Below are 24,268 nucleotides of genomic sequence, written 5' to 3' on the forward strand. Positions count from 1 at the left end.
TGGCATGTTTAATCTGCGTGTATTTGCGTCCCCTACACACATGTCGCCACAAGGGCTCAAAATCCAATCCGTGATATTAACAACAAGGTTCTCCGAAATTTTGTAAGTTACCATACCACTGTAAACTAACAAGAAATGGAGAACCCAAAATGTATAGTCAAACAATCAATGCAAAATATTTTTGCGGAATTGACCTTCACAAAGATAATATGTTTATCTGCCTTGTTGATATTATGAATAAAATTCATGTTCACAAAAGAATACCTGCTACTTATCAAGACCTCCGTCAAGAGATCAGCCCCTTCTTCCCTGATGTCGCGGTAGGTGTTGAATCAACCTTTAACTACTACTGGCTTCAAGATGCCTGTGAAAATGATAATATACAATTCTGTCTTGGACATGCACTCTATATGAGAGTCGGTGTTCATAAGAAGAAAGATGACAAGCTCGACTCCTATCACATTGCTCAATTGATGAGAAATGGTACCTTCCCCTTCGCATACGCATTTCCTCCTCAACTCAGGGGACTAAGGGATTTATTTAGAGAAAGACTTAAAGCTGCCAGACTCAGAGGTTCTCTTTACACCAGATTCTACATCAAACTTCTCCAACACTTTGGCTGGTCTCCCGCTATTGCAATCAACCCGGCTCATAATTCATCTCTAAGAGAAGAATATATTCGTTCTGCCTCTGATCCGGCTCTCAAACTCGTCTTTCAGCAATTACACGACGACATACTTTTCATGGAATCATCAATTAATAAACTGGAGAATACTTCTCTCGAAATCATTCGACTGAATATGTCTTCACAGTTAAAATTGGTTACCTCAATTCCCGGAATAGGATTCGTTCTCGGAATGACCATCCTCTGTGAGACCGGGGACATCAAACGATTCAAATCGATACAGAATTACTCCTCCTACTGTAGAGTGGTTCACACTCAAAGAAGTTCCTCTGGTAAAACAGTGGATGGCAAGAATCAGAAGTCAGGTAATACTTTCTTAAAGTGGGCATACTCACAAGGTGCCTGCTTGGCTATTAGACACTCCCCCCAAATCAGTGCCTATTATAAGAAACTTACAAAGAAGAAAGGGGCACCTGTTGCAAGAGCCACTCTCGCACACAAACTTGCAGTTGCTGTCTTTCAAATGCTAAAGAATAAAACACCTTTTGATATTATATCGTTTACGAGATCTGTAAGATTTTAATTTTGTTGAGGGACGCTGAACCAAACCCGTCGGATTAGTGGCTTATTTAACCCTCATCCGTGATTGGAGGTTTGTCGTCTCTCTGTTTTTGTTTATTTTTCGACCTTGTTCTTTTTAGTTCGAGCCCCCGGGCTGTAACCCACGGATTACTGGTGTGAAGAATTAAACACTTCACTAACCCTCTTTTTACTGTGAATGGAACAGTCAACGGGCACTGTTTAATTTCTGAGGGCCTTCTATGTTAAGGCTAACCCGGGATGTTCCCGGCTGGACTCATAATATGTGTTTGGTGCTTCGAACTGATCCGTAAGAGTTTTCGGATCGTTCTGGCATAACCGATGATAAAGAAATAAAGCGTTCGACCCAACTGGACATAGGAAAGTCGAAGATAACTGTAGAACAACTTCGCATTTTTTGGAGACCTTTTTCGCAAAAAGGTTGAGCAGGAGAATTTTATCTCTTGACTTTCAACCTTTTATATGTGGAATCCGTGTCCAATCCGTGATATCCGTGGAACTATTTAAAATCCTGCTCTGCGTAAATCTGTTTAATCTGCGTGTATCTGCGTACCCTACACACATGTCGCAACAAGGTCTAAAAATCCTATCCGTGGAATCTGTGTCCAATCCGTGATATCCGTGGAACTATTTAAAATCCTGCTCAGCGTAAATCTGTTTAATCCGCGTGTATCTGCGTACCCTCTCAATATGTCGCCGCAAGGGATAACTCTGTGGTCTCTGTGCGCTCTGTGGTTTATTGCTTGCTCTGCGTCTCAATGTATCCCCTTAAAATACCTCAAACATAAAAAAAAAGGCTGCCTGAAATCAGACAGCCTCTTTTATAAAGTTTTAGCCGAAATTATGTTTGCATGTTATGGTAAACAGCCACCACATCTTCGTCATCTTCGAGGAGATCGATGAGTTCGGTCATCTCTTTTCTCTGCTCTTCATCGAGTTCCTTATACATGTTTGGGATGTACTGAAGCTCGGCGCTCTCCACTTCAACACCCTTGTCTTCGAGGGCTTTCTGCATTTTGCCGAATTCCTCATAAGGACAATAGATGTAAACGAAATCATCGTCACTGTCCAGTTCATCCAAACCGAAATCGATAAGTTCAAGCTCGAGTTCATCGACATCAGCCACGGAAGCTCTCTTCAACTTGAAGAATGCCTTGTGCTCAAAATTGAATGCAACACTTCCTGAATTTCCAAGAGTGCCGTTCCCTTTTTTGAAGTGGTGCCGCACATTTGCAACTGTTCTGGTGGTGTTGTCGGTGGCACATGCAACAATTACATAGATACCGTGAGGTCCGATTCCCTCGTAGGTAATTTCCTGATACCCTGTTGTGTCCTTGTTCGAAGCTCTTTTGATGGCAGCTTCAACTCTGTCCTTAGGCATGTTGACGCTTTTGGCGTTTTGCATTGCCAGTCTGAGTTTCGAATTGGTGGAAGGATCGGGACCACCGGCTTTCACCGCAATTTCTATTTCTTTTCTTGCACGATTAAATGCAACCGACATTTTGGCATAGCGAGCAAACATTGTATGTTTACGCGTCTCAAATATCCTGCCCATAAGTCTCGTTTTTTTGATTAATTAATATGCAAATTTAAACAGAAATTAGCTGTTCATCAAATCTAATTGGGGTTGCGGGAATATTGACCGCCAAATTTTCTGAATTAATCCTGAATTAAGACAAATGCACCCCAATAATACGGGAGTTTGTATTTGTTTCTGATTTCAGTTCTTGCCATGTCGAATGCACGCAACTTGTCACCTGTCGTCACCCAGTTTGAATAAAAGCTCACCATAAACTCCATAGTTGCGGTATCGTGCACCCTCCAGAGACTCATAATGACACTTTCAGCACCCGCGACCATAAGAGCTCTTTGAAGACCGTAAACCCCCTCCGCGTTTTGAACGGTTCCCAGACCTGTCTCGCACGCCGAGAGTACCACAAGATTAGTTGTGGCGAGATCCAGATTCAGACATTCCTGTGCGGTAAGGATACCGTTTTCAGGGCTTTTCCACTGAAACGGATCGCTGTCTAAAAACACTCCAGCACCGGCAAGAAACAGACCTGACCTCAGTAGAGGATTTTGGGCAACTACTCCCCTGTCGAATCCGTAGACTTTGTCATCAGCCACATCCTCGTCTTTAATGAAATATCCGTGGGAGGCTATGTGCAGCACCCGGGGAAGTTTTATTTGTTTGATTTTTGACTCGTTTGCATCTGCACCTGTAAAAAGATGAGATTCCAAACCGCGAACCTTGATTAATGAATCGATGGTCTCCACTTCCCTTTTTGTTCCTGGGATGTCAGAAAGCCAGTATCTTTTTATGTCATTTCCCGCTTCGACCGGTATCATACTCCGGTCGCTTTCCTGGTTTACAGATTTGGTCCGATCAAATTCGAAATTGTACAGATCGGGATATCCAAACAGCCAGTTTCCTTTTCCTTCACCGCGCTTTTTTTCCTTCCCTGCCAAAACCCTTGTGCTCGTTACATATTCTATCTCATATTCTTCATACAGATATTTGCCCGTTGCGGGATTAATTAAAACAGCCGGATTTATTTTATGGTACACCCCGTCAGCCGAAAAATATATCTTTTTTACCCCCTGAAGATGGTATTCGATCGGGAGCCAAAAATAGTTGTAGGAAGTTTTGAGGGTTTTTATCTCGTTTTCTGTGAAATAATCGGTATCTACCGTCCTTGATGCGTCCTGCAAAGCCCGGAATGCCTCCCCTTCAAGTTGCTTTCCGAGATACTGAAAGCCGATTTCAGGATGGTCGGTGATTTGAGGTGTGACTATTAAATAAAGATAGTGAACCGAGTCGGGAGCAGCCGCATCATACGGCTTAAACCTGAAAACCTCTATCGCGGCTTCCCCTTCCTTCAGGTTTGCCCTTATCTCCTGCCATGTAATTGAAAGATCGATCAGGGAGTCTCCTGTCAGAGTGGAAGTGTTCAGTTCATTTTGAATCATTTTTGCTTCGGTCTCAAGTGATTCAAGGTCATAGCCTGTTTTTGCTCTTTCATCCTTTGAGAAATTATACAGTTTCCCGATCAGATTCTTCAAATCATCGAGCTTTCTGATTTTTTCAATTTTTCCCGGATCGCTTATTTTTCTCATCCTTTGCCGCTCATTCTTCAGGGCAGCAAGCTTTAATCCTTTTATTCGTAACAGGTTATCGTAATAAAGTCCGTATGCAGCAAGGTCAAATTCAAAATATTTCATTGAAACTGACATGCACAATTCATTAATCTGAATGAATTTTCGCATCATCACTTCCCGTTCGTTTTCCGTCAGAAGCGGAAGTGTCTCCCTCAAATATTTTGCCTGTACATCGATCAGTTCTTTATAAAGTTTGAAGAACTCATCCCCTTTTCCTCTTCGTCCCATGAGTTCGATCAGCTTTACAGTCATAAGAAGATAGTCGGGATTCAGCTCACTGAAATTCTGTTTTTGTTTTTTGATTACTTCAAGAAGAAAATCCTGAGCGGGATTGAAATCTCCCTCACGATGATAAAATTCCACTATGTTGGTAAGAGCATTCACAAAATAGGGGTCTCTTACCTGAAGGATAAGTTCGGAATTTTTCTTCAGGAATTTATAAAAATTGCGGTGTCCCTTGTTGTATGGCATGTTGTTGTGCAAAAAGGCAAGGTTCCCGAATGCTTTCATCCAGTCGTTATCTGAAGCTACGGGAAGTTCGATAAATGATTTCGAAAGATCACCGAGCAAAACTCCCGATCTTTCCTTTTCACCCTTCTTGAACAAAATCATGGCAAGCTCTGAACGCATTCTGATGACCCGGAATCTGTTACCCGAATCCCCGCCTGAAACCGGTTTTTCGAAAATATCAAGAAGTTTTTCCGATTTTTCCGGGTTCCCTTTTTGGTTGTAGTAATCGATCAACTGGGGAATCAGTTTCCTTTTCTGTTGTTCCTGTTCCACTTTACCGGATATGATGAGGTTATAAACCGAGTCAATGAAGTGATCACATTTTTCGATCTCACCCGCCTGCTGCATCGTGAAAGCCATCCCAAGCAAAGCATCTGTATAACTGTTGCTCTTTTTAATATCCAAAAAATCGATAACACGGAGCAACTCTGTCAGAATCTCCCTTGATTCGATAAATTTCCCGAGGTACCGGTAGTTTTCCGCAAGCTGATTTTCATTGTGCATTCGGAGTTCATTCCCCGGCATGAAATACTGTTTCAGAAGACTGTATTTTTGCTTTTGCACCTCAAGTGATTTCGAATACTCCCCTGTCTTGATGTAGAGGTCTCTCAGCATTTCAGTGAGGTCAAAATAGTCGGTAGAGAGAAAAAGGAAATCATTTTCAAGCCGCGATTTAAGCATCAGGAGGTAGTCTTCAGCAGGCTTAAACCGGAGAGAATCGATCATTAAAGCTATCCGTCCCATGGCGATTTTATAAGACCAATCCTTTGGTGTAATTTCCTCTATCTGCTTTTCGACTTCCGAAAGTTTGATTTTGTCAGGCACCACTTCGGCGAAAAAATATTTTTTCCACTCAAGTGCTGTAAGCGATTTAGGATTCTTACGCTGAAAGCCCTCGATGACAGACAACAATTTTTTTGGATTGTTCTTCAGATTGTAAGCTGCGAGCCATGGAAAAGTTGACTCCTGAATGTTTTCGACAGAGCCGGTCAACTGCTCATTTTGCGCTTTTAGAAGTGGTGAATTACAGTTGTTAGCAGCCAGGTAGCAGAAAACTGTCTCGACAATTGGCAGTGAAGCTTCTGTTCCATCATCAGCCATCGATGCGGTCTTAAGGAGGTATTCTTCATCAAATATCCCCGCAAAAAGAGGGACAAAATAGCCATTGTATGCGGAAATCAGTTCGGATTCATCACTTGCATAAGCCGGCTCAACCCACTTTGCCTCTCCTTTAAGCCGGATAAGTTCTTCAGCAATCGCAGGTTCATATTTCATGAAGAGACTCAAAGGAAATTGAGTATCATTTACGATTTCAAGTGTGTCGAACCATGCAAGCCCTTTATGGTAGTTGTCCCTGAAAAATTCCTTTTCATCGGGAAATATGTTTTTATTCCGCTCTGTCCTGTCTTTTAGGAGTGAAATGTCACCTGATTTTGGCGTGGCATCATCCTCTTTTGCAGGGAGTGAAGACCAGCATTCAATAAAATAGAGATATGAAGGTGATATCTGAAAAGGAATTTTCCCCTTCAATTTCGAAAAGAGTGCTGTCACTTCAGGATAAAACTCTTTTTCCGTTATTATATATTCATAAAGAGCGAGCATCACAAGATCACCTTTTTCGGGAGAGGTTGTCCTTGCATATTCGAGAAGTGCGGGTTTAATACCTTTGCTAAATGTAAGGTTCAGGTATATCAATTTGAGGAGGTCCCGGGAGGGGTCTTTTTCGATTATTCTTTTCAGGGCGGAGACAGCATTTAAATAAGTGCTGTCCGTTGCACCATCTTCACTGTTTACTGTGGATATTGTTCCTGCAAAGTTCGCAAAATATGCAGAGAACACTTTTTCATCCTCACTCAGACCCTGTCCATGTGTCCGGGTGAAAATTCCGGCTGCGATCAAAATCAGAAAAACGGTCGTTTTCATGATCACAATAACCTTTCGTTTTACGGTTTCCTTTTGTTGATTCCCTTGTCTCAACAATCAAAAATTTGATCACCTAAACTAATCAATTATGATCTAATTTCCCACAAAAACAGTAAAAACAAAAAAAGAGGCTGCCCGAAACATCTCCCGGATCAACCCCTCGAAATCAAAATGGAAAACTTTTGTTTTTAATGCATTATAACCTGACCGGTTGCCAGATCATAATATGCTCCGATTATTTGCAGAGAGCCGGAGTGATGTTTATGTTCAAGTGTCTGGCTGTTCTTGGTCAGATTTTTAACCTGCAGATCAACATTGAAGTGAATTGCTCTGCTTAAAAGATCAGCCTCACCATCTTCATTTCTCGCACTCGCAACTGCGGGTTCGATATAGCTGATCAGTTTTTCAATGTTTGGAGTTGCTTCCCCACCGCTGACAGTAGCCGACACAGCTCCGCATTTGGCATGACCCAGGACAAGAATAAGATTTGCGCCGAGATGCTCCACGGCATATTCAATACTCCCGATCGCTTCCGGGGTGGCAACATTTCCTGCCAGCCTGACTATAAACAATTTTCCCAGAGATTCGTCAAAAACTATTTCAGGGGCGACTCTAGAATCAGAACAGGAGAGAATTACCGCATAGGGTTTTTGCCCGTCTTTCAATTTTTGGACTTCAGTTGCATAATCTTTTTGCATTAATTCGCCCGTGACAAAGCGATTGTTTCCGGCAACAAGTAAATTTATTGCCTGATCAGCCGGGACTTGTGCGAAAAGTGAAATACTGCCAAAGATGATTAAAGAAAAGATTAAATGTATACGGCACTTAGCCATAATAATACTCCGATTAAATAATGAACAAATGGATGGTAAATATCAGTTATTTTTATTCAATTTTAAAATTAATTCTTTCACACTGTAAAATATTTTTTCAGGTAACGGTAAATCATTAGTTTTTAATAACAACATTTATTAAATTTCTTTACCATTTTGGAGAAATTTCCAAAACGGGGATACATTTTTTAACTAAGAGATGAAAAAATGGCTGAAAAACAACTTGTAAAGGTTGAAGATGTTACCGTCAGGTTCGCGGGAGATTCGGGCGACGGTATGCAGTTAACGGGGTTGCAGTTTTCCACTTCCTCCGCAATCGCCGGTAATGATTTAAACACACTTCCTGACTACCCTGCAGAGATTCGCGCCCCCGCCGGTTCCCTGAATGGCGTTTCAGGTTTCCAAATACACTTTTCCAGCGGAGAAAGCACAACTCACGGCGATCATCCTGATGTGCTAGTTGCGATGAATCCCGCTGCGTTAAAAGTGAACCTAAAAGATTTAAAACCTACTGCCACGATCATTGTTAATGAGTCGTCATTCGATTCAAAGAACCTGTCACTGGCAAAATATGAGAACAACCCCCTTGAAGATGAAACATTAAAAGGCTACAATGTTCTCCGTGTCCCCATGACCAAAGCGGTCATGAACGCTCTCGACGGTGTTAATATTTCGATAAAGGAAAAAGAGAGATGCAAGAACTTCTTTGCACTCGGAATAATGTTCTGGATGTTCAGTCGCCCTGTCGAACCCACAATCAAATGGATTGAAAACAAGTTCAGAGTGAAACCCGACATCCTCGAAGCAAACAAAAAAGCTTTGATGGCAGGTTATCACTACAGTGAAATGACCGAGCTCTTTACTACCAGATATTTTCTTGAGCCCGTAAAGCTTCCTCCCGGAAAATACAAAAATGTTACCGGCAACGAAGCAGTTGCACTCGGTATGGTTGCCGCATCATGGAAGAGCGGAGTTCCCCTTTTCCTCGGTTCGTATCCTATTACCCCGGCATCGGAAATTTTGCATGAGCTAAGCAACTTTAAACACTTTGGTGTAAAAACATATCAGGCAGAAGACGAAATTGCGGCCATCTGTGCTTGCATCGGTGCTGCTTTTGCAGGAAATATAGCCCTGACTTCTACCTCAGGTCCCGGTCTTGCCCTTAAAATGGAAGCCATCGGACTTGGCGTTATGACAGAACTTCCGATCGTGATTGTGGATGTTCAGCGCGGTGGACCAAGCACAGGTTTGCCGACAAAAACAGAGCAGTCCGACCTGTTTCAGGCGATGTACGGAAGAAACGGTGAAGCTCCTGTTTGTGTGCTTGCTGCATCTACTCCCGCCGACTGTTTCCATATGGCTTACGAAGCTGCAAGAATTGCGACCAAGTATATGACCCCTGTAATTCTGCTTTCTGACGGATATCTCTCACAGGGTTCTGAACCTTTCAGAATTCCACCAGAGGATGAACTTCCGGAGTTGAAAATTGAATTCAGAACCGATAAGGAAGAATTTTATCCTTACTTGAGAGATGAGAATCTTTCACGCCCGTGGGCTATTCCCGGAACTCCCGGTCTGGAACACAGAATCGGCGGTCTCGAGAAATCACATATCTACGGAAATGTAAGCTATGTACCTGAAAATCATGAATTCATGATCAACCTCAGGGATCAAAAAATTAAAAACATCGCAAATGATATTCCTGAACTTGAAGTCCGCGGTGAACAGGAAGGTGACCTTCTCGTTCTCGGATGGGGTTCAACCTACGGAGCTATCAATGAAGCGATGAACAGAATTCAGGCACGGGATATTAAAATTTCCCAAGCCCACCTTAAATATATCAATCCCCTTCCCAGGAACCTCGGTGATGTTCTGAAGAGATTCAAGAGAATTCTTGTTCCTGAAATCAATCTCGGACAGTTGGCGATGATTCTTAGGAGTGAATATCTTATAGATATCATTCAATACAACAAAGTTCAGGGCTTGCCTTTTAAAGCATCTGAAATTGAAGAAAAGATACTAAATCTGCTCGGAGTCGAAAATGAGTAATGAAAATCAGATCCCAACAGTTCAACTGACTGCAAAAGATTTTGCGTCAAATCAGGATGTTAAATGGTGTCCCGGTTGCGGCGATTATTCGATTCTTGCTCAGATGCAAAGAGTATCCCCTTCTCTTGGTGTAAAGAAGGAAGATTTCGTTTGGATTTCCGGTATCGGATGTTCTTCCCGTTTTCCCTATTACATGGATACTTTCGGTATGCATGGAATTCACGGTAGAGCACCTTCAATTGCAAGTGGTGTGAAAATTGCCCGTCCCGAACTCGCTGTCTGGATGGCAACAGGTGATGGTGACCTCCTTTCCATAGGCGGTAATCACTTCATCCATACCTGCAGAAGAAACATCGGAATAAAAATGGTACTCTTTAACAACCGCATCTACGGTCTGACAAAGGGTCAGTATTCCCCGACTTCCGAGCAAGGGAAGAAAACCAAATCCACACCTTTTGGAAGTGTCGATTATCCATTCAAACCTGCAATGGTTGCCCTTGGCGCCGGAATCGGTTTTTATGCAAGAACTATTGACCGCGAAGCCAAACACATGCAGGAGATGATGCAGAAGGCTGCAGCTCATCATGGAACCACCCTGATAGAGGTGTACCAGAATTGCAACATCTTCAACGATGGTGCTTATGCACACCTTACAGACAAAGAAACAAAAGCTGATCATGTACTCGTTCTCGAAGATGGTCAACCGATGATTTTCGGCAAAAACCGTGACAAAGGTATCAAACTTGACGGTGATATCCCCGTGGTTATCGATCTGAACGATGGTGTTCACTCGATCAACGATGTTTGGGTACACAAGGAAGTCGATCCTTCACCGGTGAGAGCCTTCATTTTGGCTGAATTTATCGAAAACCCTGATCTTCCTGTTCCGATTGGTTGCTTCAGAAGATTCGAGAAACCAACCTACGAAGACCTCGTTGTCGAACAGATTGATCATGTGAAAGAAGTGAAAAAAGTCACTTCCTTCGAGCAGTTGATTGGTCAGGGCAATGTCTGGACAGTGGAATAGGTGAATGCAGTAATCCAATAATGCAGTAATCCAATAATGCAGTAATCCAATAATGCAGTAATCCAATAATGCAGTAATAATTGGATGATTTTTGAGGAGTCGGAATTAATTTTCCGGCTCCTTTTTTTTGTTTTATCTGTTTCTCCTCCTCGTTTTTAGCGTACAATCACCTTTGATCCTGTGATGGAGTCGCACCTCCGCAACCTTTCTTCCCTCGATTATTGGTATATTTAAGGTTTAATTTTTAGATTTTTGTAAGAACCACAATGAAAATCAAGTTTTCCTGGCCTAAAGAGTTCGTACCCAAAATTTACTCCCTCCTTTCAAGAGGCTATTCAAAAGAAACATTCTTTTCTGATTTAAGTGCCGGCGTTATAGTCGGAATTGTAGCGCTTCCCCTCGCAATTGCATTTGCCATCGCTTCAGGTGTAAAACCGGAGCAGGGGCTCTACGCGGCAATTGTTGCAGGTCTGTTTGTCTCTCTTTTAAGCGGATCAAGATCACAGGTTTCGGGTCCAACCGGGGCTTTTATCGTAATCATTTACGGAATCGTGCAACAGTACGGCTACGATGGACTCGCAGTTGCCACACTTCTTGCCGGAATTTTTCTTGTCGTGCTCGGACTGTTGAAGTTCGGGATACTTCTCAGGTTTATCCCTTACTCTCTCACCATTGGATTTACCACAGGTATCGCAATTATCATCTTTACAAGCCAGATAAATGATTTTCTGGGACTGGGAATTGCAAAAGTACCTGCTGACTTTGTGGACAAATGGATAGTCTTTTCGGAAAATATTCAGAAAATAAATTACTATGCTTTAGGAATTGGAGCGGTTTCTCTACTCTTTATATTTGTATGGGGAAGATATAATTTCAAAATTCCCGGTTCTTTGATCGCAATCATAGTGGGAACTCTCGCAGTTTACTATTTTAACCTGCCTGTGGATACAATCGGATCAAAGTTTGGTACAGTTCCCAACTCACTTCCTGAACCGAGGTTGCCACAGATTTCGTGGCAAGTGTTCACTCAAATGTTCTCGCCGGCATTTACTATAGCGATGCTTGCGGCAATAGAGTCACTTCTGTCTGCAGTAGTTGCCGATGGAATGATGGGTTCCCGGCACAGATCGAACATGGAACTGGTTTCTCAAGGTGTGGGTAACATTATATCGCCGATATTCTTTGGTATTCCTGTTACAGGTGCCATTGCAAGAACTGCAACAAATATCAAAAGCGGTGCAAAAACGCCGGTTGCAGCAGTGATCCACGGTGTAGTAATTCTTGTAACGATGCTCCTTTTCGCCGATCTTGCTTCACTGATTCCGCTTCCTGTTCTTGCTGCCATCCTGATATATGTAGCCTGGAATATGAGTGAGATGCATGCATTTTTTAGAACTTTAAAGGGGACGGGTGCCGACAAGCTTATTTTGTTAAACACATTTCTCCTGACACTTTTTATCGATTTAACCGTCGCAATTGAAGTGGGGCTTGTTCTTGCAGCACTCACTTTCATCAAAAAAATGTCGGATGTTACCCAAACCCAGCTCATAACACAAAGTTTGTACCTCCCTGATGAAGGAGAAGACAAAATGACGAAAACCTCGGTACCTGTTCCAAAAGGTGTCGAGATTTTTGAAGTGTATGGCACCCTTTTCTTCGGTGCTGTCGATCAGTTCAGAGATACTATCCGCGGGATGAACAAAAAACCGGAAGTTCTTGTTCTTGAAGTAAGCAAACTTCTTGTGATTGACGGGTCGGGACTTAAAGCCATCGAAGACCTTGTGGATGTTTTGAAAAAGGACGGCACTTCACTTGTTATCTCCGGAATTCATAAACAGCCCCTTTTTGAATTGACAAGAAGCGGTATCATCGACAAAATAGGAGAGGACAATCTTTTCGGCTCTCTCGATGAAACTCTGAAATTTCTGACTGACAAAACTGTTACAACCTGATTTTATAACTTACTGAAAAATATTGAATGATCGACTTTAACAAAATAGCTGAAATACTTAAGGGGAACAATTCATTCCTGATAACTACCCATGTTAATCCCGATGCTGATGCAATCGGATCGGAAATGGCAGTATATACTCTTCTCAAGAGACTGGGGAAAGAGATAAAAGTGGTAAATTTCAGCAAAACACCCCCCTTCCTCGAGTTTCTTGACAAAGAAGGTGTGATCGAGAATTTTGCTCCTGAGATTCACTCAGAATATTTCCTGTGTTGTGATGTCGTTGTTGCATTGGACTTCAATCGAGCAGACAGGACAGTAAAAATGTCTCCCCTTTTCTACCAAAGAGAAAAATTGAAAATCTGTATCGATCACCACCTCGAACCGGAGGAAATTTTTGACAATATCTTCGATGACCCCGGTTATGCAGCTACATGTCACATAATCTATGATTTGATTACAAAAACAAATATTACAGAACTCGACTATGAGATTTCAGTCCCCGTCTACTCGGGAATCGCCACAGACACAGGAAATTTCAAGTATGACAGAACCACTCCCGAACTTCACAGGATTGCAGCTACACTTCTCGAAAAAGGAGTAGTGCCAATCGAGATAAATGACCTGATCTACGGCCAGGATGACCTTTGCAAATTTGCACTCCTCGGCAAGGCGTTAAATTCTTTGAAGATTTATGGTGATGACAATAGATTCGCGGTAATGACGCTTTCTCAAGCCGATTTCAACGAAACCGGAGCAGTTGAGTCGGATACCGAGGGTTTCATTAATTATTGCATGACCATAAAGGGTGTCAAACTTGGAGCGATGTTCATTGAACTTAGAGAAGGTTTTAAGGTTTCCCTCAGAGGTAAAAGAGATTATAATGTCAGAGATCTCGCTGCTCACTTTGGCGGTGGAGGTCACCGTCAGGCATCGGGCATCAGAATCAGGAATCACCACCTTACTGAAAAACAACAGGAAATAATCAACTACATATTGGATAACACTACAGAGGTCAGTCAGAATGCTTAAACCGGTTTTTAATTTTACAGATTCAATAGAAGTATCACCAAAAAGCTTAACACTCTTCTTTATCAATGACGATGATAACCTCGAAGGGAATCTCGATAAATTCTGTGAGGAACATTCGATTAAATTGACACCCCTAAACAGGGAAGCATTTCTCGGGAAAAATCACCGTCTGAACTGTCACAACGAAGTTACAAATTTCTCGATTCAGAGAATGAAGAAGAAAGACCTGTCAGCCGACATGTTCCGCGACAGAACCGCAGATTTTTTTATTTCACTCTCATCATCCGTTGAGGTTGTAAACATAATTCTTCCATGTCACCTTGAATACGACAAAATTTTCAAGTCTTCCGACTATCTTTATCAGACACTTATCGAAGGTGTCTGGCTGGGTTGCTATAAATTTGACCGTTATCTCTCCGACAAAAAGGAGGGTGAAATTAGAATAAACCTGATCGGCGGAACTCTAGATGAGAGAGAAAGAACCACCAAAGCTGCAAATCAGGTGATGGAGGGCGTTTTTCTCGCTCGCGAACTGGCAAATGAACCCGCAAGTGTGATTAATCCCGTTACATTCTCTTTTAAAGTAACCGAAATTTTTTCCAAACTGCCCCATACGACAGTCGAAATCTTTGATGCAGAAAAACTTGAAGCCATGGGGATGGGTGGAATTCTGGCTGTAGGTGGCGGAAGTGCAGTCCCCCCAAGACTTGCAATAATAAAATATGAACACCCTGAAGCAATAAAAAGCATCGCCCTGGTTGGCAAAGGAGTAACTTTCGATTCAGGCGGCATTTCAATAAAGCCGGCTCAAAACATGGGCTGGATGAAAGCCGATATGGGCGGAGCTGCCGCAGTTGCAGGAACAATGCTTAATGTGATCAATATGGGAATGCCTCTTAGGGTTTTTGCTGCAATTCCCCTCGCTGAAAACATGTTGAGCGGTTCGGCATACAGACCCGGAGACATTGTCACCACATACTCTGGAAAGACTGTGGAGGTTGATAATACCGATGCGGAAGGAAGAATAATTCTTGCAGACGCCCTTACTTACGCCTCTGAACAAAAACCTGAAATCCTGATCGATCTTGCCACTCTGACCGGTGCCTGTGCCGTGGCTCTCGCCGAGGTGGCGGCAGGACTCTTTACAAAAGATGATGAACTCGCTGACAAACTCTACACTTCAGGCTTGGAAACATCCGAATTCCTCTGGAGACTGCCGATGTGGGACCACTACAACCGCTACAACAAAAGTGATGTGGCTGATGTAAAAAATACCGGTGGAAGATATGGCGGTGCAATAACTGCGGCTAAATTCCTCGAGAATTTTGTCAAAGATGATATATCATGGGCGCACCTTGATATCGCAGCACCTGCAATTCACAACAGCACAACAAGTTACTCCAAGACATGGATGACCGGTTTTGGTGTAAGACTTTTAACTAGTTTCCTGGGAGATATTAAATGAGCAACGATCCAAAACTTTTTTCGGCAGAAATGAGCTATGACGATTTTCTCGAACTCGAAAAATGCGTGGAAATAATCGAGAAACCTTCATTTTTCATCAAGGTTTCCAACTTTATCGGCTCACCAATTGAAAAACTGGTTGAAAAACTTCCTGAAGGCAGCAGAAACAAGATTACAGATATAACAAACGATGCCCTGCTAAAAGGTACCAACCTCGCCGTTAAAACTCTCGAATATGTCGAGTCGAATACCGAACACGACAGTAAAAAGATACACAAACTCGTTGCGAGTGTCCTCGGAGGTGGCGCCGGTCTCTTCGGCTTTACAGCTCTCGCCATCGAACTTCCTCTCACTACGACTGTGATGCTTCGCTCAATAGCCGAAATTGCTAAAATGAACGGTGAGGATATGTCATCCCTCGAGACCCGTTTGAACTGTGTTCAGGTCTTCGCATTCGGTTCAAAAAACAAGGCTGATGATGCAATGAATTCCTCATACTATGCAATCAGAATTCTTCTTTCCCGGGAAATTGCGGCGCTAGCAGGCAGACTGGAAGCCCATTTCGCAGGTGAACTGGCATCGGGTATTCTCGGCAAATTTCTTGGGAAGATAACTGAAAGATTCAGTCAGAATGTACTTATTAAATTTGTGGGTCAGGCGACACCCATCATTGGAGCTGCCGGCGGAGCATCGATAAACTACCTCTTTACCGAGTTTTATCAGCAGATAGCCACTGCCCATTTCACCATCAGAAGACTGGAAAGAAAATACTCTCCCGAACTGATTGAGGCAGAGTACGACAGAATCGCTGTCCGTTTGAAAACAAAAAAAGAAGACTGATATCAACTTAACATGGACAGGCTCTCCCAACCCGTAAGTATCCTACCTCTGATCGGTCCTGCGAGAGCAAAGGCATTCAAGAGTGCAGGCTTGAATACGGTAAGGGATATACTGTTCTACTTCCCTTTCAGACATATCGACCGGACCACAATCCTGACAATCGGGAAAGCTTATGAACATGTAAAAAAGGGGTATACGGGCGAAATCACACTGATTGGAAAGGTGCAGGAATCAAAAGTGATGCACTTCGGCAATAAAAAAGTGCTCGCTGTGAGGGTAATCGAAAACACTGCAGAACTTGATTGCATCTGGTTTCAGGGAATTGAGTATTTCGCCAAAACTTTTCAGACCGGACAAACCCTTGCCATCTCAGGGAAACCATCCCTCTCCAAAAGAGGTGATTTCCAGATAATGCACCCTGCTTTTGACAAGCTGACAAACGAAGAGAGTGAAAACTTCTTCAACACGGGAAAAATAATCCCTGTTTATTCAGTAAATCAGTTTTTCAAAGAAGCCAATCTCGGCGAAACAGGAATCAGAAAAATAATCGAGGGAGCGCTTGACAGGTACCTCCCCGTTGTCCACGAAACTCTTCCCAAATATATCCTCGAAAAAATCGAGCTGCTGCCGCTACAGTCTACAATAAAAGCGCTGCACCTGCCCGAATCGATGGATATTATCACTAAAGCCCGTCACCGTCTGAAATTTGAGGAATTCTTCTACTATCAGTTGAATGCCTTCTCAAAAAAAGAACGCTATAAAAAGGAATCGAATGGTATTGAATTTAAACCAAGAACCTCGTTTATCAAAGATTTCCTGAACTCACTCCCCTTTTCCTTAACCAAGGCACAGCTTAAAGTACTGCACGAAATTAAGCTTGACATGCTCTCCCCTCAGCCTATGATGAGACTACTTCAGGGGGATGTGGGAAGTGGCAAAACGGTTGTTTCCCTCATCTCGATGTTGATTGCGGTCGATTCAGGTTTTCAGTCTGCTTTGATGGTCCCAACGGAAGTGCTTGCATCGCAACATTTTAAGTCGATTTCAAAACTTCTGAGTAACATTAAATCCTCCGAAGCCACCACTTCCCCTGTGATTGAAATTTTGACCGGAAGCACAAAAACAAAAGAAAAAAAGAGAATTCTCGAGGCTTTGGCAGGTGGTGAAATCGACATCATTGTCGGTACGCACGCCCTGTTCGAGGAAAACATTGAATTCAAAAATCTTGGTTTTCTTGTAATAGATGAACAGCACAGATTCGGTGTGGAACAAAGGGCAAGACTGATGAGAAAATCAGCAACTCCCGATGTTCTTGTTATGACCGCCACTCCAATTCCGAGAACTCTGTCTCTGACAGTCTTTGGCGAACTGGATGTCTCCATTATTGATGAGTTGCCTGCAAACAGAATTCCGGTTAGAACAGCCATCCGCGGAGAATCAGCTTTATCCGGAATCTATGATTTTATCAGGTCACGAGTGCGGGAGGGTCGTCAGGCGTTTATAGTCTTTCCCCTTGTTGAGGAATCGGAAAAACTGGACTTAAAAGCCGCTGAACAGGGATTCACCGAAATCTGCACGCATTGGCTCCCCGATCTAAAAATCGTTCTCCTGCACGGTAGAATGAAATGGAACGAAAAAGAGGAGATAATGAACAGGTTCGCCGCCGGTGAATACGATATTCTCGTCTCCACGACAATTATTGAAGTGGGTGTTGATATCCCAAATGCTACAGTGATGGTAATTAATGAAGCCCATCGTTTTGGTCTTTCACAGCTACATCAGCTCAGGGGAAGAATCGGGAGAGGTGCTTCCCAATCATACTGTATTCTCGTTACTAAAAATGAAATTGTAGCCTCTGCAGCAAGAATCAAACAAAAAGCAGAATACCTCCCACAGGCTGTGATGGAGAGACTCAGGTCGATTACCCGCTTAAAGGCAATGGAAGAAAGCAGTGACGGTTTTAAGCTGTCCGAAATTGATCTGAAAATGCGGGGTCCCGGCGATATCTTTGGCAAAAAACAGAGTGGTATCCCTGAATTTAAATACTGTGACCTCGCGAATGATTCTGCAATTATGTTAAAAGCCAAAGACCTCGCCCAAAATATCATTCAGAACGACCCCGGACTTAAGCTGCCTGAACATCAAATCATCGGAGAGACGCTTGAAGCACAAATTGCTTCCGGTGACAACTTTTATGGAGTCGGCTAACCCAGTTTTGCCTGCAATCTTGGGGAAGTAAGATGTTTCACGCAGTCAGGTGCCTCACATGAGTTGTCGCCGTAATCAACCACCACTTTTCCTATTCTTTTGGCAACTGCGACTGCTTTTTCATTCAGTTCCTTGTTGATCTGACCTAAACCGAGAAGACAATTATTCATTGCGTCTTTTACAAAATTTTCCTCGGAATTTATTTCCATTTCAATCCGGTCGATGATGGCAGTGGCGAACCCGACATTCACCGGTTTTTCGGCACTTATTACACCCGAAAGCATTGCAAACCCCATCCTGCGCTTCAGATTGTCTTTTTCATTGATCCACTCGAGCACCAGTTCCCTTTTGAATGGAGCGTCCTTCAAGAGATTCGAAACATACGCGTAAGACATCATCCAGAATTGTGTATGCTTTATCTGCTCTTCGACTCTCTCGCGTGTCAGAAGTTTTGGATCATCTGTAAGAACTGATAAAATCCTGCAATCATAGACGGGCTCCTCCCACAACTCCCTCGCCAGCTTGGGATCCTTCTTGATATTTTTCGCAAAGGTTTTCAGTTTGGTCAGTCCGATACCGTAGGTTGACATCTCATTTAATCCTGCTTTGCTCCATGATTTTATCCCCCTCTCATCCTTATTTTCCTCGAGCCACTCTTTAATTTCATTAAGCGTCATCTTTTTCTCACTTCCTTTTATTAAAAAATCTATATTGCATATTAAAAAAAATACGGTTCCTATGAAAAAGATTTTTTTCGCCATCACTCTTCTGTCTCTTTTCCTCCCGGGTTGTGTGAGAGAAAACAAACAACCGCAGGAGAATTTCCATGTCTTTAATACCATCGACAAACTTTTCAAAGCCTTCGAAACAAGAGATACCCTCTCCCATGACACACTCTGGTTCAAATCGCCCGAACTGGTAGTCTTCGGACTCTACGACAAATCAGAATTTTTCGGTTGGGACGAAACACGCAAACACCTCGTGCAGGCTGCCAAAACGATGCAGGCAGCACATTTTACCATAAAATGTAAAGAAATCAGACTGTCCCAATCAAAAACCACCGCCTGGTTTGCCATCATTGCCGACCAGCAATACCAGACTTCTGCCGGCGTATTCGAAAACAACAATATCCGCTACACCGGTGTCCTCGAAAAGCACGGCTCCCGGTGGCTAATCACTCAGTTCCATGGATCACTACCAAAAATAAAATGAAAGACGAAGTCTGATGTTTGAAGTTTGAAGTTTGAAGTCTGATGTTTGATGTTTGATGTTTGATGTTTGATGTTTGATGTTTGAAGTCTGATGTTTGAAGTTTGAAATTTGATGTTTGATGTTTGATGTTGGAAAATCCGCCCATTACTGCATTATTGCATTATTGGATTATTGCATTATTGGATTATTGCATTACTGCATTACTGCATTAAAAAAAAAAGACTCCCTCTTGCGAAGGAGCCCCGGTGTCGAAGTATGTTGAGTAGAGGTACTATTTCAACAAGTTCATTGTGCGGTTAATGTTTTTTGTTCCTGACTCGAGTCTGTAAACATAAACACCGCTGGAAAGATTGTCTGCCTGCCAATCAACTTCATAAGTGCCGGCTGCTCTGAATTCATTTACCAGCTCAGCTACCTGTCTGCCAAGTACATCGTAAACTGAAAGTTTTACATTGCCGGCTTCAGGAAGGGCAAATCTGATTTTAGTGGATGGGTTGAATGGATTCGGATAATTCTGCGACAATTCAAAATCAGCAGGAGTGCCTGAAAGAAGGTCTTCCTTCACACTTGTTGCACCTGACGGATTAAAGTTTGCCCAGCCTGCTGTCCAGTCTGTACTTCCAAAAGCACCAACGAAAGTGGCAGTTGGATCAAAGAAGGCATCGGTTGGAGGAGTCAAACCTCCTGTAAGAAGTGGTGAGCCGGAAACAAGAGTGGCGTTTGGTGAGGCAAGATTAAAAGGATTCACCATCTGAAGATCGGCTGCTGCTGAGAATGTTCTGCCGCTCATAGTTGTGTTGAACCAGTTTGCAATATTAAAAGTACCATTGGAACTCGCTGTATCGAGAAGCTTGTTGCACTGGGCAATGACAGAATTTTTTACATACATGGTAGAGTTGGCGGCACCATTGATAGTACCTTTGCTGTCGAGGAGAATTCCTGTGGGCCATCCCACTATTACCGCATTGGCAATTCTGTTCTGTGAATTTCTGCGCAGGTGCATCCCTCTTCTGTAGAGGCTGTTTATCTGCTGCCCTGTCGTTGAAATCGGTCCAATCAGGGTTACATTCCACCATTCGGGTGAAGTAAGAGGCTGATTTGTTGAGCCTGTTCCGTCGTTGTCCGATTCAAACCCGTTCGAACCTGACTGATCAGCTATTTCAGGGTCTCTTAATCCAAAAAGGAACTGAAGTTTTCCGGTATAACCAAAATCGGTATCGAAATCGTCATCCCATCCTCTGAAAGCAATGAGATATTTTGCGTTCACAGTTCCACCGAAAAATTCAAAGGAGTCGTCACCGCTGTAGGAAACCTGAATATACTCGAGTACAGTCCCTCTCCCTACTCCACCAAGTGTGAGACCATTTATTTCGTTATTCAGTGAGAAAGCGATACCGGGGTATTCGATTCTTACATATCTAAGCACGCCACTGTTGTCATCAGGATTGTTACCGCCATAGGAATCTCCGGGTCCTTCTATTGAAGTGGTGCCACCGGGTACATTTATGGGTGCATTTCCGAGAATGATCACACCACCCCAGTCGCCGTATGTTGGAGGTCTGCTTGCGCCGGGTTTGGTAAACTCGGAAGTGAAAACGATTGGCTGGCTGACAGTTCCTTCCGCATAGATTTTACCGCCGGGTTTCACAACCAGTGAACCCTGAGTTGAATTCTCACCGTAGATCTTTGTTCCGGCTTGAATATTCAGGATACCACCCGACTGTACTCTCACAAAACCTCTTAACAGATAGGTGTTGTTTGAAGTCAGATTGACTGTGGTTGTGATATCACCTTCCAAAACCGTTTGAGCGAAAGCTGAAACCGCCAGTAAAAGTGTGAAAACGAAAGTTAATGATTTAGACATGTTGCCTCATTATATTGTTGATGATTGTTTATCAAAACTTCCAGGAAACGCCCAGAGACATGTCGCTTCCTCTTTTTATTCTGCTCGAAGCTCTGTCACCCAATGGTGATTTTTGCATTGCTATGTAATCCTGTGCGAGCAGATTCTTTACTGTAAACTTAAGTGTAAGTGATTCCATGATTCTTTGAGAAACCGAAATGTCGACCTGATCTCTCGGAAGCTCAACGATATCTCCAAGACCGGCAAAGCCGACTTTCAAAATTTTCTGTCCAACTTTGTTGTAAACCAGTGATGCAGAGAACCCGCCTTCAAAATTGTCATAGTACAGACCGGCATTCAATACATATTCTGCCTGACCTTGCATAGGTCTTGTTGCTTCCTGATATGTGGACTGTGTATTGCCGGTTTCAAATTCAACCTCTGACTTGATCCAGGTTGCATTTCCTACGAAAGCCAGACCAAAAAGTGTCGGACTTATGAAATCAAGTGATTTTCTCACTTCGAGTTCAAGTCCAAAATTGTTTGCGCTTTTAGCATTTTTGAATCCTCTGATTGGTTCGAATGATGAGGAAGGAAGAAAAACCTGCTCGATCGGGTCAGCGAAATTTTTATAGAAGAGTCCGACTGCAAACATGTCCGCAGCTCTTGCAGGATAATACTCGAATCTGAGGTCATAATTTGTTACGAGTGTTCGTTTCAGATCAGGATTTCCCTGTACAATTTCATTTTCAAGAAAATCAAAATAGCTGAATGGTGCAGTCTCTCTGAATTCAGGTCTTGCCAGTGTTTTGGTATAAGCAAGTCTTACATTCATCTGTTCCGTTGGCTGAATGGTAAGATTGACACTTGGAAGAATGTCGTTATATTCAGGTTTGCTCTTCACATTCTCACCGGTAAGGGTTTTCGATGAGAGTTCCAGTTCCGATTTTTCATATCTGAAGCCGGTGATAAGTTTTACTATCTCAAAAAGAGAGAAATCGAGTGCAAAGTATGATGCCAGAATTGTCTGGTTCGACTGATATGAATCAGACGGTTTCGTCATCTCTGTTATCTGGATGAAATTTGGAACAATGTTTTCATCCTTGAATATCTGATCAACTGAAAGCTGAAGAATGCTGTCCTCTTTTGCGAAATTGCCGCCGGGTACATTTTTGTAACCGAAACTCCTTGCACCAAATTCACGGTTTTTGAAGTCAAAAGCGAAACCTGCTTTTATTGAAGGGAGATTCGGATCTTCAAAAGGCTTAAGATTGAAATCGACATTTGCACCACGATTGATGTCTGTAAGTCCGGCAAAATATCTGGTTGCAACCGACTGATCCATCTGGAATCTTAACGGCTGGTCTGTCTCATCAAGAAGTCTGGAGTAGACAAATCTTCTTGCGTCGGGTTCATCTCTTTTTGATATCGCATAATTTGCATTCCACATTACTCTCAATCCCTGTAAAACATCGAGGTAGTGTTCACCAAGAAGCTGTGTGGAAAGAAGATTTCTGGTTACATATCTTAAGGTTGTCTGCTCTCTGTAATCAGGATTGGTGTAGTAGTCACCTTTGTATTTCGTCACTTCGTCATCGGAGTTCTGGCTGAATACATTTTTCCAGCTTACCTTATTGTTTGCTCCGATTCTGTAGGAGAGATTTAACAATCCTCCCATCATTACCGAATTTCTGTAGTTGTTGCCTTTGTATTCAAATCTCGGACCTGAGAAAGTATAGTTGTTTCTTTCGAGTGATTCAGCTTCATTCGAGTTTGAATATGTGACTGAGGCAATAACTCCCAAAAGATGGTCTTCAAGAAACGAAAATCTGTTTCCGAGAGAGATGTTAAAACCTGTATTCATCGGAAGAGAGGTGTTCGAGGTAGCCCATTTGTTGGAGAATGATCGACCGATTGTCTGCAAAGCAACAGGGTCTGCACTGCTCAGTCTGCCTGAGGGTACTGACGAAGGAAGGGCTCTGGTACCGTCATCATTCCCAAGCCATCTTCTGCCACCCTGGTAGGTTAGTGCGTCTTTTCCCGTTCCGAATGTGTTGTAGCTGGATGAAAGACTGAGATTTATGAAAAATCTGTCGGGGAATTCAATGGTCTTGATGTGTACCAGACCGCCGGAAAAGTCTGCCGGCTTGTCGGGAGTAAAGGTTTTTGAAGTTACAATGCTCTCAATCAGGTTCGCAGGGAAAATATCGTATGAAAATGACTTCTTCTCGGGGTCAGTGCTGGGCAGGTTTGCTCCGTTGAGCATTGTATTGTTATATCTGTCACCAACTCCGCGAATGTAGGCGTATTTTCCATCTGTAATGGTTACTCCCGTCATCTTCTTTAGCACATCGGCACCGTCTGAACTGCTCGTTTTACCTATCATTTCACCGGAGAAGCCTTCGACAATTTCAAGAGAGTTCTTCGAATTCTTTACCATCGATGTTTCTGTGTTTTGAAGAGCGTCTGCGGTTACAACCACTTCTTTCATTGTTGCAGTGGCAGCCTCAAGCGACACATCAATTTTCGTAGTCTGTCCCTCTTTTACAACCACTTTTTCAATTTTCACAGCGTTGTAAGAGATGAAAGAAACTTTAATGGTATAAATACCCTCTGGAACTTTGGCAATTGTGTAGTTACCGTCCAGATCGGCAGTTGCACCAAGTCTGGTTCCTTCCACGACGACATTTGCACCCGTTAAAAGATCACCGTTCGATTTATCTTTTATTTTTCCGGTGATGCTTCCTGTTTGGGCAAAAATTGCCGTTGTTGATAAAAACAGGAGAAGTATAAACTTCATTAAATTGTTCTCATTTGTGCGAATCATTTGTTTCCTCTATTTTTTTTCTTCGACGCTCCAAATAACGGGTTCAAATGTTAAGCTAATGTTAAGCGAAGGTTAAGCTATCGTTAATACTGAATACCCGTCACCGGAGCTCATGAAGAAGTGCATCTCAGTTCTAACGCTCTATTCCGTATATTTGGGGTTTGA

15 protein-coding genes are annotated in these 24,268 nt (G+C 42.8%); 9 read left to right on the forward strand and 6 right to left on the reverse strand.

What is annotated here, in order from left to right; genetic code table 11:
* The first annotated feature begins 149 nt into the window (after positions 1-149).
* Positions 150-1,208: an IS110 family transposase gene (locus tag LCH52_06455; protein MCA0388119.1), complete on the forward strand. Its 1,059-nt coding sequence runs from the start codon at positions 150-152 to the stop codon at positions 1,206-1,208.
* Between the two features lie 858 nt (positions 1,209-2,066).
* On the opposite strand, the gene LCH52_06460 is transcribed toward LCH52_06455, so the two are convergent.
* The 3 genes from LCH52_06460 to LCH52_06470 all read right to left on the reverse strand — a co-directional run bounded on the left by LCH52_06460 (position 2,067) and on the right by LCH52_06470 (position 7,650).
* Positions 2,067-2,780: a YebC/PmpR family DNA-binding transcriptional regulator gene (locus LCH52_06460; protein MCA0388120.1), complete on the reverse strand. Its 714-nt coding sequence runs from the start codon at positions 2,778-2,780 to the stop codon at positions 2,067-2,069.
* A gap of 104 nt (positions 2,781-2,884) precedes the next feature.
* Positions 2,885-6,817, reverse strand: coding sequence for a CHAT domain-containing protein (locus tag LCH52_06465; GenBank protein MCA0388121.1), 3,933 nt, complete (start codon positions 6,815-6,817; stop codon positions 2,885-2,887).
* A gap of 188 nt (positions 6,818-7,005) precedes the next feature.
* Positions 7,006-7,650, reverse strand: a complete 645-nt coding sequence (locus tag LCH52_06470; GenBank protein ID MCA0388122.1) for a carbonic anhydrase — start codon at positions 7,648-7,650, stop codon at positions 7,006-7,008.
* A 207-nt stretch (positions 7,651-7,857) separates the two neighbouring features.
* Between LCH52_06470 and LCH52_06475 the strand changes: the two genes are divergently transcribed.
* The 7 genes from LCH52_06475 (at position 7,858) to recG (ending at position 18,221) form a co-directional block, all read left to right on the forward strand.
* Positions 7,858-9,699, forward strand: a complete 1,842-nt coding sequence (locus LCH52_06475; protein ID MCA0388123.1) for a 2-oxoacid:acceptor oxidoreductase subunit alpha — start codon at positions 7,858-7,860, stop codon at positions 9,697-9,699.
* A complete protein-coding gene (locus tag LCH52_06480; GenBank protein MCA0388124.1) occupies positions 9,692-10,726 on the forward strand; it encodes a 2-oxoacid:ferredoxin oxidoreductase subunit beta in 1,035 nt (344 codons plus the stop codon). Before LCH52_06475 ends, LCH52_06480 begins: the two co-directional genes overlap by 8 nt.
* Positions 10,727-10,992: 266 nt before the next feature.
* Positions 10,993-12,678 (forward strand): STAS domain-containing protein, encoded by a 1,686-nt coding sequence (locus LCH52_06485; protein ID MCA0388125.1) that lies wholly within the window; start codon positions 10,993-10,995, stop codon positions 12,676-12,678.
* A gap of 26 nt (positions 12,679-12,704) precedes the next feature.
* Positions 12,705-13,709 (forward strand): bifunctional oligoribonuclease/PAP phosphatase NrnA, encoded by a 1,005-nt coding sequence (locus LCH52_06490; GenBank protein ID MCA0388126.1) that lies wholly within the window; start codon positions 12,705-12,707, stop codon positions 13,707-13,709.
* Positions 13,702-15,174 (forward strand): leucyl aminopeptidase, encoded by a 1,473-nt coding sequence (locus LCH52_06495; GenBank protein MCA0388127.1) that lies wholly within the window; start codon positions 13,702-13,704, stop codon positions 15,172-15,174. Before LCH52_06490 ends, LCH52_06495 begins: the two co-directional genes overlap by 8 nt.
* Positions 15,171-16,013, forward strand: coding sequence for an EcsC family protein (locus tag LCH52_06500; protein ID MCA0388128.1), 843 nt, complete (start codon positions 15,171-15,173; stop codon positions 16,011-16,013). Before LCH52_06495 ends, LCH52_06500 begins: the two co-directional genes overlap by 4 nt.
* A 12-nt stretch (positions 16,014-16,025) precedes the next feature.
* Positions 16,026-18,221, forward strand: coding sequence for an ATP-dependent DNA helicase RecG (gene recG, locus LCH52_06505; GenBank protein MCA0388129.1), 2,196 nt, complete (start codon positions 16,026-16,028; stop codon positions 18,219-18,221).
* Here the strand turns inward: recG and LCH52_06510 are convergent.
* Positions 18,218-18,898: a DNA alkylation repair protein gene (locus LCH52_06510; GenBank protein ID MCA0388130.1), complete on the reverse strand. Its 681-nt coding sequence runs from the start codon at positions 18,896-18,898 to the stop codon at positions 18,218-18,220. The two genes, recG and LCH52_06510, sit on opposite strands and share 4 nt — an antisense overlap.
* A gap of 61 nt (positions 18,899-18,959) precedes the next feature.
* Here LCH52_06510 and LCH52_06515 point away from each other — a divergent pair, with 61 nt between their 5' ends.
* Entirely contained in the window at positions 18,960-19,433 is a 474-nt protein-coding gene (locus LCH52_06515; protein MCA0388131.1) for a nuclear transport factor 2 family protein, read from the forward strand.
* 271 nt (positions 19,434-19,704) lie between these two features.
* Here LCH52_06515 and LCH52_06520 read toward each other — a convergent pair whose 3' ends face one another.
* Both LCH52_06520 and LCH52_06525 read right to left on the reverse strand, forming a co-directional pair.
* On the reverse strand, positions 19,705-21,297 hold the full coding sequence (locus LCH52_06520; GenBank protein ID MCA0388132.1) for a T9SS type A sorting domain-containing protein: 1,593 nt from the start codon (positions 21,295-21,297) through the stop codon (positions 19,705-19,707).
* A 31-nt stretch (positions 21,298-21,328) separates the two neighbouring features.
* Complete coding sequence (locus LCH52_06525; GenBank protein MCA0388133.1) at positions 21,329-24,076, reverse strand: carboxypeptidase-like regulatory domain-containing protein; 2,748 nt, start codon at positions 24,074-24,076, stop codon at positions 21,329-21,331.
* Between the last annotated feature and the right edge of the window lie 192 nt (positions 24,077-24,268).

It is taken from the genome of Bacteroidota bacterium (assembly GCA_020161395.1).
Taxonomy (GTDB): domain Bacteria; phylum Bacteroidota; class Ignavibacteria; order Ignavibacteriales; family Ignavibacteriaceae; genus UTCHB3.

What these genes read in the sequence shown, in the direction of transcription:
- LCH52_06455 (MCA0388119.1), top strand. Translation starts at nt 150, where the DNA reads ATGTATAGTCAAACAATCAATGCAAAATATTTTTGCGGAATTGACCTT.
- LCH52_06460 (MCA0388120.1), bottom strand. Translation starts at nt 2,780, where the DNA reads ATGGGCAGGATATTTGAGACGCGTAAACATACAATGTTTGCTCGCTAT.
- LCH52_06465 (MCA0388121.1), bottom strand. Translation starts at nt 6,817, where the DNA reads ATGAAAACGACCGTTTTTCTGATTTTGATCGCAGCCGGAATTTTCACC.
- LCH52_06470 (MCA0388122.1), bottom strand. Translation starts at nt 7,650, where the DNA reads ATGGCTAAGTGCCGTATACATTTAATCTTTTCTTTAATCATCTTTGGC.
- LCH52_06475 (MCA0388123.1), top strand. Translation starts at nt 7,858, where the DNA reads ATGGCTGAAAAACAACTTGTAAAGGTTGAAGATGTTACCGTCAGGTTC.
- LCH52_06480 (MCA0388124.1), top strand. Translation starts at nt 9,692, where the DNA reads ATGAGTAATGAAAATCAGATCCCAACAGTTCAACTGACTGCAAAAGAT.
- LCH52_06485 (MCA0388125.1), top strand. Translation starts at nt 10,993, where the DNA reads ATGAAAATCAAGTTTTCCTGGCCTAAAGAGTTCGTACCCAAAATTTAC.
- LCH52_06490 (MCA0388126.1), top strand. Translation starts at nt 12,705, where the DNA reads ATGATCGACTTTAACAAAATAGCTGAAATACTTAAGGGGAACAATTCA.
- LCH52_06495 (MCA0388127.1), top strand. Translation starts at nt 13,702, where the DNA reads ATGCTTAAACCGGTTTTTAATTTTACAGATTCAATAGAAGTATCACCA.
- LCH52_06500 (MCA0388128.1), top strand. Translation starts at nt 15,171, where the DNA reads ATGAGCAACGATCCAAAACTTTTTTCGGCAGAAATGAGCTATGACGAT.
- recG (MCA0388129.1), top strand. Translation starts at nt 16,026, where the DNA reads ATGGACAGGCTCTCCCAACCCGTAAGTATCCTACCTCTGATCGGTCCT.
- LCH52_06510 (MCA0388130.1), bottom strand. Translation starts at nt 18,898, where the DNA reads ATGACGCTTAATGAAATTAAAGAGTGGCTCGAGGAAAATAAGGATGAG.
- LCH52_06515 (MCA0388131.1), top strand. Translation starts at nt 18,960, where the DNA reads ATGAAAAAGATTTTTTTCGCCATCACTCTTCTGTCTCTTTTCCTCCCG.
- LCH52_06520 (MCA0388132.1), bottom strand. Translation starts at nt 21,297, where the DNA reads ATGTCTAAATCATTAACTTTCGTTTTCACACTTTTACTGGCGGTTTCA.
- LCH52_06525 (MCA0388133.1), bottom strand. Translation starts at nt 24,076, where the DNA reads ATGAAGTTTATACTTCTCCTGTTTTTATCAACAACGGCAATTTTTGCC.